General features: G+C 64.0%; 15 protein-coding genes. 7 read left to right on the top strand and 8 right to left on the bottom strand.

The genetic code is table 11. The annotated features are described in order from the left end of the window. Nucleotides 1-193 precede the first annotated feature (193 nt). Complete coding sequence (gene htpG, locus E1742_RS07070) at nucleotides 194-2,101, top strand: molecular chaperone HtpG (protein ID WP_134384170.1); 1,908 nt, start codon at nucleotides 194-196, stop codon at nucleotides 2,099-2,101. 243 nt (nucleotides 2,102-2,344) lie between these two features. Further along, the gene (locus tag E1742_RS07065; RefSeq protein ID WP_134384169.1) at nucleotides 2,345-2,908 is read left to right on the top strand and encodes a hypothetical protein; all 564 of its coding nucleotides are present in this window, start codon (nucleotides 2,345-2,347) and stop codon (nucleotides 2,906-2,908) included. Nucleotides 2,909-3,006: 98 nt separating this feature from the next. Here E1742_RS07065 and E1742_RS07060 read toward each other — a convergent pair whose 3' ends face one another. Beyond that, the gene (locus E1742_RS07060) at nucleotides 3,007-3,621 is read right to left on the bottom strand and encodes a CHRD domain-containing protein (protein ID WP_229466598.1); all 615 of its coding nucleotides are present in this window, start codon (nucleotides 3,619-3,621) and stop codon (nucleotides 3,007-3,009) included. A gap of 65 nt (nucleotides 3,622-3,686) precedes the next feature. Then, complete coding sequence (locus E1742_RS07055) at nucleotides 3,687-4,592, bottom strand: class I SAM-dependent methyltransferase (protein ID WP_134384168.1); 906 nt, start codon at nucleotides 4,590-4,592, stop codon at nucleotides 3,687-3,689. Nucleotides 4,593-4,763: 171 nt separating this feature from the next. Here E1742_RS07055 and E1742_RS07050 point away from each other — a divergent pair, with 171 nt between their 5' ends. Next, nucleotides 4,764-6,359 carry a response regulator gene (locus tag E1742_RS07050; protein ID WP_134384167.1) on the top strand — a complete coding sequence of 532 codons (1,596 nt, stop codon included), beginning with the start codon at nucleotides 4,764-4,766 and terminating at the stop codon, nucleotides 6,357-6,359. 10 nt (nucleotides 6,360-6,369) lie between these two features. Here the strand turns inward: E1742_RS07050 and E1742_RS07045 are convergent, their stop codons facing one another. The 6 genes from E1742_RS07045 to kynU form a co-directional block, all read right to left on the bottom strand. Further along, complete coding sequence (locus E1742_RS07045) at nucleotides 6,370-6,567, bottom strand: hypothetical protein (protein ID WP_134384166.1); 198 nt, start codon at nucleotides 6,565-6,567, stop codon at nucleotides 6,370-6,372. A gap of 44 nt (nucleotides 6,568-6,611) precedes the next feature. Further along, nucleotides 6,612-7,070 carry a response regulator gene (locus E1742_RS07040; RefSeq protein WP_134384165.1) on the bottom strand — a complete coding sequence of 153 codons (459 nt, stop codon included), beginning with the start codon at nucleotides 7,068-7,070 and terminating at the stop codon, nucleotides 6,612-6,614. Between the two features lies 1 nt (nucleotide 7,071). After that, the gene (locus E1742_RS07035; RefSeq protein ID WP_134384164.1) at nucleotides 7,072-9,318 is read right to left on the bottom strand and encodes an ATP-binding protein; all 2,247 of its coding nucleotides are present in this window, start codon (nucleotides 9,316-9,318) and stop codon (nucleotides 7,072-7,074) included. 71 nt (nucleotides 9,319-9,389) lie between these two features. Beyond that, nucleotides 9,390-10,073: a ribonuclease T2 family protein gene (locus tag E1742_RS07030; RefSeq protein ID WP_134384163.1), complete on the bottom strand. Its 684-nt coding sequence runs from the start codon at nucleotides 10,071-10,073 to the stop codon at nucleotides 9,390-9,392. Between the two features lie 79 nt (nucleotides 10,074-10,152). Next, complete coding sequence (gene kynA, locus E1742_RS07025) at nucleotides 10,153-10,992, bottom strand: tryptophan 2,3-dioxygenase (RefSeq protein WP_134384162.1); 840 nt, start codon at nucleotides 10,990-10,992, stop codon at nucleotides 10,153-10,155. Nucleotides 10,993-11,004: 12 nt separating this feature from the next. Beyond that, a complete protein-coding gene (kynU, locus tag E1742_RS07020) occupies nucleotides 11,005-12,261 on the bottom strand; it encodes a kynureninase (RefSeq protein WP_134384161.1) in 1,257 nt (418 codons plus the stop codon). Between the two features lie 597 nt (nucleotides 12,262-12,858). Between kynU and flhD the strand changes: the two genes are divergently transcribed. From flhD to motA, 4 genes are all read left to right on the top strand, one after another. Next, the gene (flhD, locus tag E1742_RS07015; RefSeq protein ID WP_134388075.1) at nucleotides 12,859-13,176 is read left to right on the top strand and encodes a flagellar transcriptional regulator FlhD; all 318 of its coding nucleotides are present in this window, start codon (nucleotides 12,859-12,861) and stop codon (nucleotides 13,174-13,176) included. Between the two features lie 39 nt (nucleotides 13,177-13,215). Next, nucleotides 13,216-13,794, top strand: a complete 579-nt coding sequence (flhC, locus tag E1742_RS07010; protein WP_134384160.1) for a flagellar transcriptional regulator FlhC — start codon at nucleotides 13,216-13,218, stop codon at nucleotides 13,792-13,794. Nucleotides 13,795-13,843: 49 nt separating this feature from the next. Further along, on the top strand, nucleotides 13,844-14,629 hold the full coding sequence (locus E1742_RS07005) for an SAM-dependent methyltransferase (protein WP_229466594.1): 786 nt from the start codon (nucleotides 13,844-13,846) through the stop codon (nucleotides 14,627-14,629). A 92-nt stretch (nucleotides 14,630-14,721) separates the two neighbouring features. Continuing rightward, complete coding sequence (gene motA / locus E1742_RS07000) at nucleotides 14,722-15,582, top strand: flagellar motor stator protein MotA (protein WP_134384159.1); 861 nt, start codon at nucleotides 14,722-14,724, stop codon at nucleotides 15,580-15,582. Nucleotides 15,583-15,597: the final 15 nt, after the last annotated feature.

Raw genomic sequence — 15,597 nt, 5'->3', positions numbered from 1 at the left:
AAGAGCGGTGGCAGGCGCCAAAACCGGTGACAGGCTCCGTTTTCTGCGAAAAACGGAGCCTGTCACCGGTTTTCGCCGGTTTTTGCCCCGCGGCGGTGGGCGAAAACTTTGCCGATCAGGTCTTGAAAGATAGAATGACAACCCGATATTCCGGCAATCCCTGAAACCCTGCTCAACATATATTGAGGTAGAAATGGCTGATAACAAAGAAACTCTGGGCTTCCAGGCGGAAGTGAAGCAGCTGCTGCAGCTGATGATCCATTCGCTCTACTCGAACAAGGAGATCTTTCTCCGCGAGCTGATCTCGAACGCTTCCGACGCGGCCGACAAACTGCGCTTCGAAGCGATCAACAACGACGCGCTGTACGGCAGCGACCACGAACTGAAGATCAAGGTCAGCTTCGACAAGGCCGCCCGCACCATCACCATTTCGGACAACGGCATCGGCATGAGCCGCGACGAGGTCATCTCGCACCTCGGCACGATCGCCAAATCCGGCACCAAGGAATTCTTCGGCAAGCTGTCCGGCGATCAGCAGAAGGATGCAGCCCTGATCGGCCAGTTCGGCGTGGGCTTCTACTCCGGCTTCATCGTGGCCGACAGGATCACCGTCGAAACGCGCCGGGCCGGCCTGCAGCCGACGGAAGCCGTGCGCTGGGAATCGGCCGGCGAAGGCGACTACAGCGTCGAAGCCATCGAGAAGACCAGCCGCGGCACCGACATCATCCTGCACCTGCGCGAAGGCGAGGACGAGCTGCTGTCCACCTGGAAGCTCAAATCCATCATCACCAAATACTCCGACCACATCTCGCTGCCGATCCAGATGGCGAAAGAAGAGTGGGACGAAGAGAAGAAGGAGATGGTGACGAAAGACGAGCCGGAGACCATCAACCAGGCCAGCGCCCTGTGGGCCCGTTCCAAGAGCGACATCACGCCCGAGCAGTACGAGGAGTTCTACAAGCACGTCTCGCACGACTTCGCCGCGCCGCTGACCTATACGCACAACCGCGTGGAGGGCCGCAGCGAATACACGCAGCTGCTGTACATCCCGGCCAAGGCGCCGTTCGACCTGTGGGACCGCAACAAGCGCGGTGGCCTGAAGCTGTACGTCAAGCGCGTCTTCATCATGGACGATGCCGAGCAGCTGATGCCGACCTACCTGCGCTTCGTCAAGGGCGTGATCGATTCGGCCGACCTGCCGCTGAACGTGTCGCGCGAGATCCTGCAGGAGTCGCGCGACGTCAAGGCGATCCGCGAAGGCTCGACCAAGCGCGTCATCGGCATGCTGGAGGAACTGGCGAACGCCGAGGAGCAGGAGAAGAAGGACAAGTACGCCACGTTCTGGACGGAGTTCGGCCAGGTGCTCAAGGAAGGCATCGGCGAGGACATGGCGAACAAGGACCGCATTGCCAAGCTGCTGCGCTTCGCGTCGACCAACGCCGATTCGGCCGACCAGGTGGTAGCGCTGGCCGACTACGTGGGCCGCATGAAGGAAGGCCAGGACAAGATCTACTACGTCACGGCCGACAGCTTCACGGCCGCGAAGAACAGCCCGCACCTGGAGATCTTCCGCAAGAAGGGCGTCGAAGTGCTGCTGCTGACGGACCGTGTCGACGAATGGATGCTGTCGTTCCTGACCGAGTTCGAAGGCAAGGAACTGGTGTCGGTCGCCAAGGGTGGCCTGGACCTGGGCAAGCTGGAGGACGAGGCCGAGAAGAAGGAACATGAGGAAACCGAGAACCAATACAAGGAGCTTGTCGCGAAGATGAAGGAAACGCTGGGCGAGAAGGCCAAGGACGTGCGCGTCACGTTCCGCCTGACCGACTCGCCGGCCTGCCTGGTGGCGGACGAGCACGAACTGTCCGGCAACCTGCTGCGCATGCTGAAGGCCGCCGGCCAGAACGCGCCCGAGTCGAAGCCGATCCTGGAAATCAACCCGAACCATCCGCTGGTCACGCGCCTGAAGTACGAGAATGCGGAAGACGGCAAGTTCGCCGACTGGACGCATATCCTGTTCGACCAGGCCCTGCTGGCCGAGGGCGGCACCCTGACGGATCCGGCCGCTTTCGTCAAGCGTGTCAATGAGATGCTGCTGAAGTAATTCGCGGCGGTTCTCGTCAAGAACGGCCCGGGTGACCGGGCCGTTTTTTATGCGCGCGCACTTTCAGGGCAGTACGCTTCTCCTCGCTGGAAGAGGTTCGCACGCCGGCTCGCAGCCGTGCGCTGCCCGCCTGGGAAGGGAGCCTGTCTCCGATTTGTGAATGTGCAACCAGACTGATTTTCTACAATCGGCGGAAATTTCCTGACGGTATTCTGTACGTCCACTGTTCAACCGGGGAATGACATGACCACCGCCGCCGTCCGCCTGCACTACGTTGCCGCCATCGTCCTGTCGTTCGGCCTGCTGGCCGGCACCGCGCGGGCCGCCGCGGTGCCGGCATGGCCGAACCTGGCGGCCGAACTCCCGTCCGGTCCGGGCGATGCCGGGTGCGCCACGCTGGCCGGCGTCGACGTCAACGACAACGGCGTGCGCGATGACCTGGAGCGGCATATCGCGCAGCACTTCGGTGACGACCCACGCGTACGGCGCGCCGTCGCCAACGCCGTCATCGCGACGCAGCAAGGCATCCTGGCGACGGACGACGACGACTCGCGGGCAGCGCAGACGATGCTGCTGCACGTGGGCGACTGCATGGGGGCGATCGGGCCGATACTGGCGCCATATGGCGATGCGCTGTGGCGCCTGCGCCGCCTGATCGACGACACGCCGGAGCGCCGCGCGGCACTGGAAGCGCATATGGGGCGCGTGATGCGCATGGACGACATCGCGCGGGAGGAGCCGGGCTGGGGCGAACGCTGCGAACGACGGGTCGACGAAGCGGTCGGCGGCGACTTGCGCCGCCGCTGATCGAGCGCGTTCAGGGGGCGGCGAACGCCGGCAGGTCGCCGACCGTCACATCTCTGTCCGCAGTTGGCAGCCGGTGCGCGTGCTCGGCGCTAAAGACGTCAGCAGTGCCGTTTGCGCCGCCGCGCTAGTGCCAGCATCAGTGGCGCGCCCAGCGCCAGCATCGCCACTGTCGCCGGTTCCGGCACCGGCTGCAGGAAGCCGCGGATCTCGCCGCCCGGCGCGGCCGTGCTGTGGATGTTGAAGTAGGCCGAGCCGCTGTCGAGCCCGGCCAGCAGGGCCGCCTCGGCCCCCGCAGTCGTACCGCCGTGCGCGTTGATGAAGGCCTGGTTCCACGTGCCGGCCAGTGACGTATCGAACACGTGGCTGTAGACGCCTGCCGTCACACCGAGCGGGAAATCGACGAAATTCGGTACCTGTGTCGCCACGCCGGCGGTCCCTTCGCCTGGAATGGCCGTGCAGCAGTGGATGTGGGCTGCCGTTGTCATGCCGATCAGGCCGGAGAAGGTGACGTCGATGACGAGCGTATGCGTGTCGATGTCGAACCCGACAGTCGCGGTGCCCGTGCCGGGCGATTCGTTGGGCGGCGCCTCGGCCGTCCCGCTCAGCGCGGTGGTGTACGTATTGCTGCTGGCGATCATGACGGTCGCGCTGGCGGACAGCGAGCACAGCGCGAAAGCCAGCGCGGTCAGGAATTTAGGCAGGGCAGTTGTCATTGCGGTCTCCATGGCGTAGTAGGACCCGTCTTGCAAGCAAGTGCCACGCCAGAGCTGGCGCGACCCTACAAATCAACAGCTTGGCTATTTTTCCGCGTGGAACTGTAAAGCGGGCCGACAGGATCGGCTGCCAATACCGCATACATATTGTCGCTCAGCGGATTCGCGTCGAAGCGGACGACGTGCAGGCCGGCCGCCGCGACGGTGCGGCGCAGCGTGGCCGGGGTGAAGTAATTGACGTGGTCGGGCCAGCGGAAGCCGCACCAGCGCGCACCCCGCAGCGTGCGGTTCCAGCAGTCGAAATTGGGCACCTTGACAACAATGGACCCCGCCTCGCTCAGTTGGGCGCGGGCCTGGCGCAACACGGGCACGGGGTTGAGCTCGTGTTCCAGGTAGGACGCCATGACGACGATGTCGAAGCAGCCGCCGCCGAACTGCGCCAGGCCGTCCAGCGCGGGCGCGTGCACGCAACGGCCGCCCAGCGGCCGCAGTTTCGCGTCCGAAATGCGCGCCAGTTCGCGCGAGATCTCGATTCCATGGGGAACATAGCGGGCCCGGTCGGCCGGCGCCAGCGTGCGGCCCAGCTCGTCTAGCAACGAGCCCCAGCCGCAGCCGACGTCAAGCACGTTCACCTGGCCTCTCGCGCTCCCGGCCAGCAGCGCGCGCACGATGCGCAGCGTCTTGTTGCGCTTCAGGACATTGGCGCGAAACCGCTTCAACCCCGTGCTGATCGCATAGCGCATGGGTTCGGCCCGGCGGCGTGCGGCCGATTCGCCGGCAAACGTCACTTCGTAGGCGAACTGTTCGCTGTACTGGCCATAGGCGGGCGGGTTGGCAAGAAATACAATGTCCGTCTCCAGGCAGCGCTTGAGCTGCCACGGCGGCGGCGCGTAGGGCAGCGTTTCCTCCCGCCCATGCCGGGTCAGCAGCGGCGCGAAGCGGGGCGAGGCACTGGCAGTGTCGGGCTTCATGTATGTTGGCAAGGTGGAAAGCGTGAGCGCCACGATATCCTCGCGGGATGACAACCGTATTACAGCATGCCGGGCCTGCGCACGGTTGAAACCGCTTGACGCGCCGTTGAAAAGTATGAAGTAGAATGTAATCTTGCCTTTTGTTCACACATAACCCGGATCACCCTCATCATGCAACACAGTACCTGCTCCGTGCTCCTTATTGACGACGAAGCGCTGGCGCGGGACTACCTGTTACACAGCCTTGAACAACACGCCGATATCACGCTGTGCTACGAGCACTGCGCCGAGCGCGCCGTCGATCTGGCCGTCGCACATGCCGTCAGTGTCGTTCTCGTCGACCTGCGCATGCCCGGCACGGACGGCTTTGCGGTCATCCGCAGCCTGCGTGCCGATCCGCGCACAGAGCACATTCCCATCGTGCTGCTGTCTTCCGAACCGGACCCGGACATCAAGGTGCAGGCCTTTGCCCATGGCGCCAATGACTACCTCGTCAAATGGCCGGACCCGCGCGAACTGGTGGCACGGCTGCGCTATCACAGCGGCGCCTGCGTGGCACGGCGTCAGCGCGACGAAGCCTTTGCGTCGCTGGCGCGCAGCGAGGAACAACTGCGCCTGAGCCAGGCGGCACTGCACCAGGCGCAGAAAATGGAAGCCATCGGCCAGCTGACGGGTGGCGTGGCGCATGACTTCAACAACGTGTTGCAGATCATCGGCGGCAACCTGCAGCTGCTGAAACTGATCGGCGGTGTCAATGACAGCGCCCGCACCCGCATCGACACGGCGCTGGCCGGCGTCGAACGGGGCGCGCGGCTGGCGGCGCACCTGCTGGCCTTTGCGCGGCGCCAGCCGCTGCAGGCCGTCGTCATCGATCCGGCCGTCGTGCTCATGGATATGGAGGAGATGCTGCGCCGCGTGCTGGGACCGCAGGCGACGATCGTAAGCGACCTGGGCGAAAACCTGTGGAGCACGGCAGTCGACCCCAGCCAGCTGCACAACGTCATCCTCAACCTGGCCATCAACGCGCGCGACGCGATGCCGGATGGCGGCACGCTGACGATCCGCGCCCGCAATATCGACAGTGCCGCGGCGCGCGAGGCCGAACTGAGCAACGGCGACTACCTGATGATCGAGGTGGCCGATACGGGCAACGGCATGCCGCCGGAAATCCTGCAGCGCGCGTTCGAACCGTTCTTCACGACCAAGCCGACGGGGCAGGGCACAGGGCTGGGATTGTCGATGGCTTATGGCTTCGTGAAGCAGTCGGGCGGCGAAATCGTCCTCAACAGCGCGCAGGGCGAAGGCACCAGCGTGCGGATCTACCTGCGCCGCAGCGCCCACGCGCCGGCGCAGGAGGACGATGTGCCGGCACCGGCGCTGTCCGGCGGCGTCGAGACCATCCTCGTGGTGGAAGACGAGGAGGCCGTGCGCCACGCCACCACCGAACTGTTGTCCGCGCTGGGTTACCAGGTGCTGCAGGCGCCCGATGCCGACCATGCCGCGCGCATGGTGGCGGGGGGCGCACACGTCGACCTGCTGTTTACCGACGTGATCATGCCGGGCCGGATGAGCAGCCTGGAACTGGCCGAGCTGGTGCGCAAGAAGCGGCCGGACGCGCAGATCCTGTTTACCTCCGGCTATGCGGAAGGGGTGCTGGCCCACGAAGGCAAGCTCGATCCCACCGTCAGCCTGCTGCAGAAGCCGTACAACGCGGACGTGCTGAGCGCCCGCATCCGCCACCTGCTGCGGCGACGCAAGGCCGCTTAGTTACCGCGCGTTACGGCACGCGCCGGACATTCACCAGCACCACGTCGTTGATGCGCATCGCTACCGCCACGCTGGCCTTGCCGGACGCCGGCACCCGCAGCGCGCGGTGCCTGGGCCGGTCCGCGGTCAGCGCCTGCAATCTGGCCATCTGCGCCGCGTCCAGCGTCTTCGGCGCACCCAGCTCGATCCATGCGCGTGGGCGTTGCAATTGCGAACATCACCGGCGCCGGGACAAAATCTCGGTGGACCGCCTCAGTTCTGCGGGCGCACGTAACGGTGCGAGCCCGGTGGCGGTTCGTTCAGCACGGCCCAGAAGATGCCCAGGTCGGAGATGGCGCGCACGAACTCCTTGAAGTCGACGGGCTTGACCACGTAGGCGTTGACGTTCAGTTCATAGCTGCGGATCAGGTCCTGCTCCTCGCGGGAGGACGTCAGCATCACCACCGGCATGGCGCGCAGGTCCGGCGTCGTGCGGATCTCGCGCAGCACTTCGAGACCGTCCACTTTCGGCAGTTTCAGGTCCAGCAGCACGACGGCGGGGTTGCCCCGCTGGCGTGCCGCGTAATCGCCGCGGGCGTACAGGTAATCGAGCGCCTCGGCGCCGTCACGAACGACGATGACTTCATTGGCAAGCTGGCTCTTTTCCAGCGCGATCAGGGTCAGTTCGAGGTCGTGGGGATTGTCTTCCACGAGGAGAATCGGTTTCAGCATGCTATACGGACGGTAAGGTGTTCGGAATGGTAAACGTGAATGTGGCGCCGCCGCGGGGACCGGACTGGGCTTCGACGCGGCCGCCATGGCGCTCCACGATGCGGCGCACATTGGCCAGGCCAATGCCGGTACCCTGAAAATCCTCCATGCGGTGCAAGCGCTGGAACACCCCGAACAGCTTGTGGACGTAGTCCATATTGAAACCCACGCCGTTATCGCTGATCTCGAATACGGTCTCGGCAGCACTCGTGCGGCCGTCCACGCGGATGATCGCAGGATCCTTCTGGCCGGTGAATTTTACGGCGTTCGACAGCAGATTATACAAGGCTAGCTGGATGAAAGTCGGGTCGGCAACGATTTCCGGCAACGAGCCCACGTGCCACTGCACATTGCGGCCCTGCGTGTCGAGCATCAGCTTGTCGACGCAGGAACGAACCAGATCGTTCATATTTACCCGCACGGGCCGCAGCGACGCACGACCCATCTGCGAGAAGCTGAGCAGGTCGTCGACCAGCTTGCCGGCCAGCCGGGCCGATTCCTTGATGTTCTTGAGGAAGCGGCCACGCTTTTCCGGCGTGTCGCTGCCCGCCGCTTCGAGCAGCAGGTCGGAGAAACCGACGATATGGCGCAGCGGCGCGCGCAGGTCGTGCGAGACGGAATAAGAAAACGCCTCCAGCTCCTTGTTGGCGCGGCCCAGTTCCTCGGCCAGCTCGGCCATCTGCTCGGCACGCTCCAGCGCAATGCCCAGCAGCGCCGTGCGAAATTCCAGCGCCATTTCGATTTCGCCCGGATGCCATGGCGCGCTGCGGCCGTGGATCGTTTCGCGCCAACTGGCGAAGCTGGTGCGCGGCGAAAGCTGTTGCGGTGCCCCCGGTACCGTCTCCTTGTCGTGCGGATTGCCGGCCCAGTCGACCGTGTGCACGAATTCCGCGCGAAACCACAGCAGATAGTGTTTGTGGATGCGCGAGATCGGCATCGCCAGCAGGCCGCTGGCGCGGTCCTGGAACGCGCGTGCGGCCGGGAATTGTTCGGCCAGGCGGTCCGTGTGGTACAAGTCGCCGTGCGTGTGCTGGTCGAGCCAGCCGATCAGCGCGCGAATCTGCGGCTCGTCCGGGGTGTCGCCGAACGTCACAACCCTGTCGTCCACCACGACGGCGGCACCGCCCGCGCGGGCGAAATGCAGCAGTTGCGGGAACACGCTGCCCATGTTCTCGACGAAGTCGGCACCCTGCGTCAGGCCGGCCAGCACCGACACCATCGTGCGCCGCACTTCCAGGCGGAACTGCAGCTCGTCCGCATCCTCGCGGCTGGTGATGCGCAGCGCCAGGATCTGGCCCAGCTGTTCGCAGGCCGTGCGTTTGTCGAACGGGACGTGGCACGGTGCGGCGTTGTGGCAGGAAATCAGACCCCACAGCCGGCCCTTGACCATCAGCGACACCGACATCGACGCCAGCGTGCCCATATTGCGCATGTACTGCAGATGCACGGGCGAGACGCTGCGCAGTGCGGCAAACGACAGGTCGTTCGGCGCGTTCGTCACGGGGTTATCGGCAGGCACGAGGCGGGCCGGCCGATAATTGGCGTCACTGATCAGGCGGATGCGGTTGGACGCGTACAGCTCGCGGGCCTGCTTCGGAATGTCCGTGGCGGGGAAACGCTGGCCGAGATAGGAGGGCAGCGAACCGTCGTTGCTTTCGGCCAGCACGTGGCCGTGGTCGTCGTTGTCGAATTTGTAGACGAGCACGCGGCCGAACCCGGTGACCGCGCGGATTTCCCTGGCGGCGGTGCGGCTCATGTCCTCCACCGTGTCGTTGTCGTCGAGCTGCTGCAGAAAATCGCCGACGAGCGGGAAGACGTGGCGAAAGTCGGCCGCACCGGAGCGCGTCACGGCCTCGAACTCCAGCATGGTGAGTTCATCGTAGTAGTGCGCCAGCACATCGAAGCCGCCCGTGCCGCCGGTGGCGAGGCGTATCGTCGCCACGAAGCCCGGCCGCTCGCGCACCTGGCCGCGGCCCAGTTCAGGCAGCAGTTGTACCGCCGCGTCGGCGCCGACGGCGTCCGCGAGAGTACATCCCAGCACTGCCTCGGGAGGCTTGCCGAGATAACTCTCTACGTTCTCGCTGGCCTGCACAACGGTGCCGCCAGCGTCCAGGGCCAGCAAGAAACCGTGCGGCTGGATGCTGCCCGGCGTCCGGATGGGTTCTCGGTCGCAGCTGCCGAGGTCTAACGTTGTGCTCGCATTTGTCATGGACAGGATTCTAGCGTTAACTCAGGAACCGCTGGCGACGGGTGCCCGTTCCCGGCTTCGCCAGTTCACCGTTACCTGACGCTTTGCACCAGGAACGATCCCTGGCCGCAGCTCTTTTCGGCCCGCTTCGTCTGCTCCACCGCGCACGAGCGCGAATGACCATCCTTGTCGTAGCAGGCATGGACTTCGCGCAGGAAGCGCCCGGCGCCTGTGCAGAAGGGAACCACGCCGTTGTCGGCCAGCGCCGGGTTGGCTTTGCGGAACTCTTCCTTGAACTGGGCCGCCGTCACGCGTACCGGCTGGGCCGGCTTGCGGTAGGGCGCGGGGATCGCCAGGCCGTCCTTCAGGCGCGCCGACAGGGCCATATAATCTTGCGCCGGCAGGCCGGAGCAGGTGCCGTGTTTCGACCATTCATGGCCGATCAGCTTCGGCGAGGCAAAGATGCCCTGGTATTTGACACGCACGGCATGCGGCAGCGGCTCGTTCGAGCAGTCCTGCGGATAGCCTTTCTCGAACTGCGGCCACAGGCCGTGCAGCACGAAGCCCAGCTGGCGTCCCACGGCGCACTGGTCGGGGTCGCGGTTGCCGCTGCCGGCGCAGTATTGGGGTGACCAGCTCAGCGCGAGGGCGTAGTAGTCGAACTGGCCCGGCTCGCTTTTGATCGTTTTCTTGCGCGCCTCGGCCGTGCCGCACAGCAGCGCGGCTGCCAGGACCGGCAGCATGACCAGTGTTCTGGTCGTCGGAGTCGATTTCATGTGGTGGGTGCTATCATAAAAGTGATGCCATTATAGTCACCCAATATGACAGTGCAATGGCGCCGACCCGGTTTCCCCGTTACAGCGCGGTGCGCAGCGCGAACAGCTCGGGGAACAGCACCACGTCCAGCATTTTCTTCAGGTAGCTCACGCCGGCCGTGCCGCCCGTTCCCGTCTTGAAGCCGATCACGCGCTCGACCGTCGTCACGTGGCGGAAGCGCCAGAAGCGGAACGCCGTTTCCAGGTCCACCAGCTTTTCGGCCAGTTCGTACAGCGCCCAGTGCCGCGCCGGATCGCGGTACACCTCCAGCCAGGCCGCCTTGACGGAGTCGTCGGCCACCGTCGCCAAAGTGGGGTCGACGGCCAGCCGCTCGGGCGAGACGGGCAGGCCGTTGCGGGCCAGCACGCGGATGGCTTCGTCGTAGACGGACGGCTCCGTCAGTGCCCGGTGCAGAATCGCATGCGTTTCCGGGCGGGTCTCGTGCACCGTCAGCAGGTTGGCGTTCTTGTTGCCGAGGATGAATTCGATCTCGCGGTACTGGTGCGACTGGAAGCCGGACGACGCGCCCAGGTATGGGCGAATGGCGCTGTACTCGGGCGGCGTCAGGGTTGCCAGCACGTCCCAGGCATGCACCAGCTGGTCCATGATACGGGCCACCCGGGCCAGCATCTTGAAGGCCGGCGCCAGGTCGTCGCTGCGCAGGTGGGCGCGCACGGCATGCATCTCGTGCAACATCAGCTTCATCCACAGCTCGCTGGTCTGGTGCTGGACGATGAACAGCATCTCGTTGTGGTTCGGCGACAGCGGATGCTGCGCATTGAGGATCTGTTCCAGCCCCAGGTAGTCGCCGTAGCTCATGGATGTCGAAAAATCGAGCTGGGCGCCATGCCATTGCGGCGGCTTGTTTTCTTCGTTCATCGCCAATTCCGTTCAGGTGACGGCGCTGCGCGCGGCCTGGGTATCGTAGGCCTGGCCATCCAGGATGGCGCGCAGGATTGCCACGGCGTCCCACACGTCCGTAAAACTCGTGTACAGCGGCGTGAAGCCGAAGCGCATGATGGCCGGCTCGCGGTAGTCGCCGATGACGCCCCGTGCGATCAGCGCCTGCATGACGGCGTAGCCGTGCGGATGGGTAAAACTGACGTGGCTGCCGCGCTGTGCCTGCTCGCGCGGCGTTACCAGCCCCAGCGGGTGGCCGGCGCATTGCGTCTCCACCAGCTCGATGAACAGGTCCGTCAGCGCCAGCGATTTGGCGCGAATCGCCGGCATGCTCGTTTGCGCGAACACGTCCAGGCCGCATTCGACCAGAGCCAGCGACGCGATCGGCTGCGTGCCGCACAACGCGCGTGCAATGCCCTGCGCCGGTGCGAACGAGGGCGCCATGGCAAACGGCTCGGCGTGGCCCCACCAGCCGGACAGGGGCTGGGCGAATGCTTCCTGGTGCCGCCGCGGCACCCAGATGAAGGCAGGCGCGCCGGGACCGCCGTTCAGGTATTTATAGGTGCAGCCGACGGCAAAGTCGGCACCGTCGCGGTTCAGTTCGACCGGGACGGCGCCAGCCGAATGCGCCAGGTCCCAGACCGTGACGGCACCGCGGGCGCGTGCCATGGCCGATACCGCCGCCATGTCCAGCTGGCGGCCCGTGCGGTAGTTTACGTGCGTCAGCATCAGCACGGCCGTGTCGGCACCGACGGCAGCGTCGAGCTCCGTCACATCCTCGATCAGGCGCACCTGGTAGCCCCGGTCCAGCCAGCGGGCCAGGCCCTCGGCCATGTATATATCCGTGGGGAAGTTGCTGCGCTCCGTGACGATGACCTTGCGCTCGGCATGCGGGCGCTGCAGGTCCAGCGCCGCCGCCAGCGCCTTGAACAGGTTGACGGACGTCGTGTCCGTGACGACGATTTCGCCGGGCAGGGCACCCACGATCGGCGCGAGCCGGTCGCCCAGGCGTTTCGGCAGCTCGAACCAGCCTGCCGTATTCCAGCTGCGGATCAGGTCCGCGCCCCATTCCCGGGCGATCACATCGGTGGCACGCGCCAGTGCCGCCCTGGGCCGGGCACCCAGAGAGTTGCCATCCAGATAAATCACGCCCGCCGGCAGGTCGAACTGGTCGCGCAGCGGCGCCAGCGGGTCGCGCGCGTCGCGTTCCAGGCAGTCCTGCCTTGTTGTCTTGATGCTAAGGGTCATGGAAAACCTTATGCGGGTAGTTAAGGCTTCAAGGAAAAACCGCAGTGTAGCATGTGAAAGATGCCAGCAAGGCAATGTGGCCGGCATCGGCGTCCCGGCGCAAACCCGCATGCGTGCTGCCTTTTGCACTTTTTGGAGAAAATTCATCCATTTTTGCGAAAAGGCCTAAAGTTCCGTGCGGCGCTGCCGTTACCGTTTTCAGAAGCGGCAGGAAGGGTCGAGAAAGCCGCCTCTGTTCGGTGCTTTGGTTGAGGCGAAAAAAACGTAAAATTTTTTGCTGAACACCCTAAAGTTTTGCTCAGCAGTGTCGTTACCCTGTTCAGATGTCGCAAATTTGCTGCATCAGAGCACCGGTTTACAAAGTTTTTTTCGTTCCGACGAGCATCATTTCCGTCCGGAACCATCATCCGCCGACCCGCGCCAGTACTGGCGCGCCACTATGATCGCCCTGCGTTTGTCAGACAAACGCCGACAGGGCGAGCAGTCGTCATCCCTACTCCAAATACAGACGTACGCAACTTGCCGCGTGTGGTGCCGTACGGCACTATGTATCTCAACGGAAACGCAATTGCTGCACAACAAGGAGATTTGAAGATGATGACCGCAAACGACATGATGGCTGAGATCCGCGACGCAAACCTGAGCTACCTGATGCTGGCGCAACAGATGATCCGTGCCGACAAGGTGACGGCAATCTTCCGCCTGGGTATCTCGGCCGATATCGCCGAACTGATCGAAGGCATGAGCAATGCGCAGATCCTGAAGCTCGCCGGTGGCAACATGATGCTGGCCCGCTTCCGCTTCGACGACAGCGCCATCCTGGGCATGCTGACGAACCACACGAAAGAGCGCTCCCTGGCGCAGTCGCACGCCGCGATCCTGATGGCTGGTCAAGGCGTCGAAGAAATCGCGTAAGCGGTATAGTAGAAAAAACGGTTGTGCAGGGGACGGATGATGAACAAGAAAAGTGTCGTGAGCGAAGCGCAGGAAATCGGGCTGGCCATCGAGCTGATCAATCTGGGCGCCCGCCTGCAATTGCTGGAATCGGAGGTGTCGCTGTCGCGCGAGCGCCTGCTGAAGCTCTACAAGGAGCTGAAGGGTGTGTCGCCGCCGAAAGGCATGCTGCCGTTTTCCACCGACTGGTTCCTCACCTGGCAGCCGAATATCCATTCGTCGCTGTTCATCAATATTCACAACTTCCTCGTCGAGCACGCGGGCGCTTCCGGCATCCAGGCCGTCATGAAGGCCTATAAGCTGTACCTGGAGCAAATGCCGCCCGCGCCAGGTGAAGAGCCGCTGCTGTCCTTGACGCGCGCCTGGACCCTCGTGCGCTTCTTTTCCAGCAAGATGCTGGAACTGAAAACCTGCAGCAAATGCCAGGGCAAGTTCATCGTCAATGGCATGGACCTGAACGGCGACTATCAGTGCGGCCTGTGCCATATGCCGTCGCGCGCAGGCAAGACGCGCAAGGCCAGAGACGAGGCGAGCGCCAACGCGGACGCCGGGACGGGCCCCAAGGCGGCGGCAGGCTGACGTTGCGCCGCATCCCTCCCTTGGTTTCCCTCTCAAGCCGGGCCGGTCGATGATGCCGTCCCGGCTTTTGCATTGTTTGCACGCCGCGTTGCGCCCGCCCGCCGTGCGCGCGCTGCTGGCGCAGATCGCCGCGCTGCTGCCCTGTGCCGCGCTGGCTCTGGCCCTCGACGCCGCCGGCTACGACCTGACCTTGTTGCAGGCCGTGGTCCTGCAGGGCATCCTGGCCATGCTCATCACGTGGAAAATCGGCCTGGCGCCGTGGTGGCGCGTCATTCAGCTGCTGTTTCCACCGGCGCTGCTGGTGTCGAGTGCCTTCGGCTTGCCACCGCTTCTTTATCTCGTCGTCTTTATTGTGCTGCTGGGCTGGTATTGGTCGACGTTTCGCACGCAGGTGCCGTATTTTCCGTCCAGCCAGCCCGTATGGGAGGCGGTGGCCGCCGTGCTGCCGGACCGGCCGGGCCTGCGCGTCATCGACGTTGGCAGCGGGTTGGGCGGCATGACCTTGCACCTGGCCCGGCTGCGGCCCGATATCGAATGCACCGGCATCGAGCTGGCGCCGCTGCCGTGGTTATATTCTTTCCTGCGCGCGAAGATAACCCGCAGCCGTGCCCGTTTTATCCGCGGCGATTATGAGAATATTCAGTTCGGTCATTACGACGCGGTATTTGCGTACCTGTCACCGGCGGTAATGAATGCATTATATGCAAAGGCCGGGCGCGAGATGCACCGTGGCAGTTTGTTAATAAGTTACGAATTCGCCATACCGCCTTATATCCCCGACAAGACCATCCATACCACAGAGGGCACGCCACCTCTGTATCTCTGGCGTTTTTAGGCGTCTTTCACTTGCCCGGGAGGCGTTCTCACGCTATTGTAGTTCCCTGTGGCATTTATTTCGCTGATGCATCTTTTTGAGGGTGGGCTGGTTTGTTAGTTATTATCGGTTACGTTGTCGTGATGGTCTGCGTGTTCGGCGGCTTTGCGATGGCTGGCGGCCATCTGGCGGCGCTGTTCCAGCCCCTCGAATTGCTGATGATCGGCGGCGGCGCGCTGGGCGCGTTCTTCGTCGGTAACAACGGCAAGGCGATCAAGGCCACGCTGGCCGCGCTGCCGACGTTGCTGAAGGGCTCCCGCTACACGAAAACGCTGTACATGGAGCTGCTGTCGTTGATGTTCGACGTGCTGTCCAAGGTCCGCAAGGAAGGCCTGATGTCGATCGAAGGCGACATCGAATCGCCGGCGGAAAGCCCGCTGTTCTCGAAATACCCCTCCGTGATCGAGGACCACCACATCGTCGAATTCATGACGGACTACTTGCGCCTGATGGTGTCGGGCAATATGGATGCGTTCCAGATCGAGAACCTGATGGACAACGAGCTGGAAACTCACCACCATGAGGGCGCCGTGCCGGTGCACGTGATTGCCAAGCTGGGCGATGGCCTGCCGGCCTTCGGTATCGTCGCGGCCGTGATGGGCGTGGTCCACACGATGGAATCGGTGGGCCTGCCGCCGTCGGAACTGGGCATGCTGATCGCGCACGCGCTGGTCGGTACGTTCCTGGGCATTCTGCTGGCGTACGGTTTCGTCGGTCCGCTGTCCGGCCTGCTGGAGCAGAAGCTGGACGAGTCCAGCAAGATGTTCCAATGTGTAAAGGTGACGTTGCTGGCCAGCCTGAACGGCTACGCGCCGGCGCTGGCCGTCGAGTTCGGCCGCAAGGTGCTGTACTCGACCGAGCGCCCGACGTTTGCCGAGCTGGAAGACCACATCAAGAAGGCCAAGTCGAAGTAATGGCTGCGTTCCGGG

This window comes from Pseudoduganella plicata (assembly GCF_004421005.1).
Classification (GTDB): Bacteria; Pseudomonadota; Gammaproteobacteria; order Burkholderiales; family Burkholderiaceae_D; genus Rugamonas; species Rugamonas plicata.
Note: the sequence above shows the minus strand (reverse complement) of the source record. Positions and strands in the feature narration are given on the sequence as shown.

Bases quoted from the DNA above. Each gene is read 5' to 3' on its own strand.
- htpG (WP_134384170.1), top strand. From the start codon at position 194: ATGGCTGATAACAAAGAAACTCTGGGCTTCCAGGCGGAAGTGAAGCAG.
- E1742_RS07065 (WP_134384169.1), top strand. From the start codon at position 2,345: ATGACCACCGCCGCCGTCCGCCTGCACTACGTTGCCGCCATCGTCCTG.
- E1742_RS07060 (WP_229466598.1), bottom strand. From the start codon at position 3,621: ATGACAACTGCCCTGCCTAAATTCCTGACCGCGCTGGCTTTCGCGCTG.
- E1742_RS07055 (WP_134384168.1), bottom strand. From the start codon at position 4,592: ATGAAGCCCGACACTGCCAGTGCCTCGCCCCGCTTCGCGCCGCTGCTG.
- E1742_RS07050 (WP_134384167.1), top strand. From the start codon at position 4,764: ATGCAACACAGTACCTGCTCCGTGCTCCTTATTGACGACGAAGCGCTG.
- E1742_RS07040 (WP_134384165.1), bottom strand. From the start codon at position 7,070: ATGCTGAAACCGATTCTCCTCGTGGAAGACAATCCCCACGACCTCGAA.
- E1742_RS07035 (WP_134384164.1), bottom strand. From the start codon at position 9,318: ATGACAAATGCGAGCACAACGTTAGACCTCGGCAGCTGCGACCGAGAA.
- E1742_RS07030 (WP_134384163.1), bottom strand. From the start codon at position 10,073: ATGAAATCGACTCCGACGACCAGAACACTGGTCATGCTGCCGGTCCTG.
- kynA (WP_134384162.1), bottom strand. From the start codon at position 10,992: ATGAACGAAGAAAACAAGCCGCCGCAATGGCATGGCGCCCAGCTCGAT.
- kynU (WP_134384161.1), bottom strand. From the start codon at position 12,261: ATGACCCTTAGCATCAAGACAACAAGGCAGGACTGCCTGGAACGCGAC.
- flhD (WP_134388075.1), top strand. From the start codon at position 12,859: ATGACCGCAAACGACATGATGGCTGAGATCCGCGACGCAAACCTGAGC.
- flhC (WP_134384160.1), top strand. From the start codon at position 13,216: ATGAACAAGAAAAGTGTCGTGAGCGAAGCGCAGGAAATCGGGCTGGCC.
- E1742_RS07005 (WP_229466594.1), top strand. From the start codon at position 13,844: ATGATGCCGTCCCGGCTTTTGCATTGTTTGCACGCCGCGTTGCGCCCG.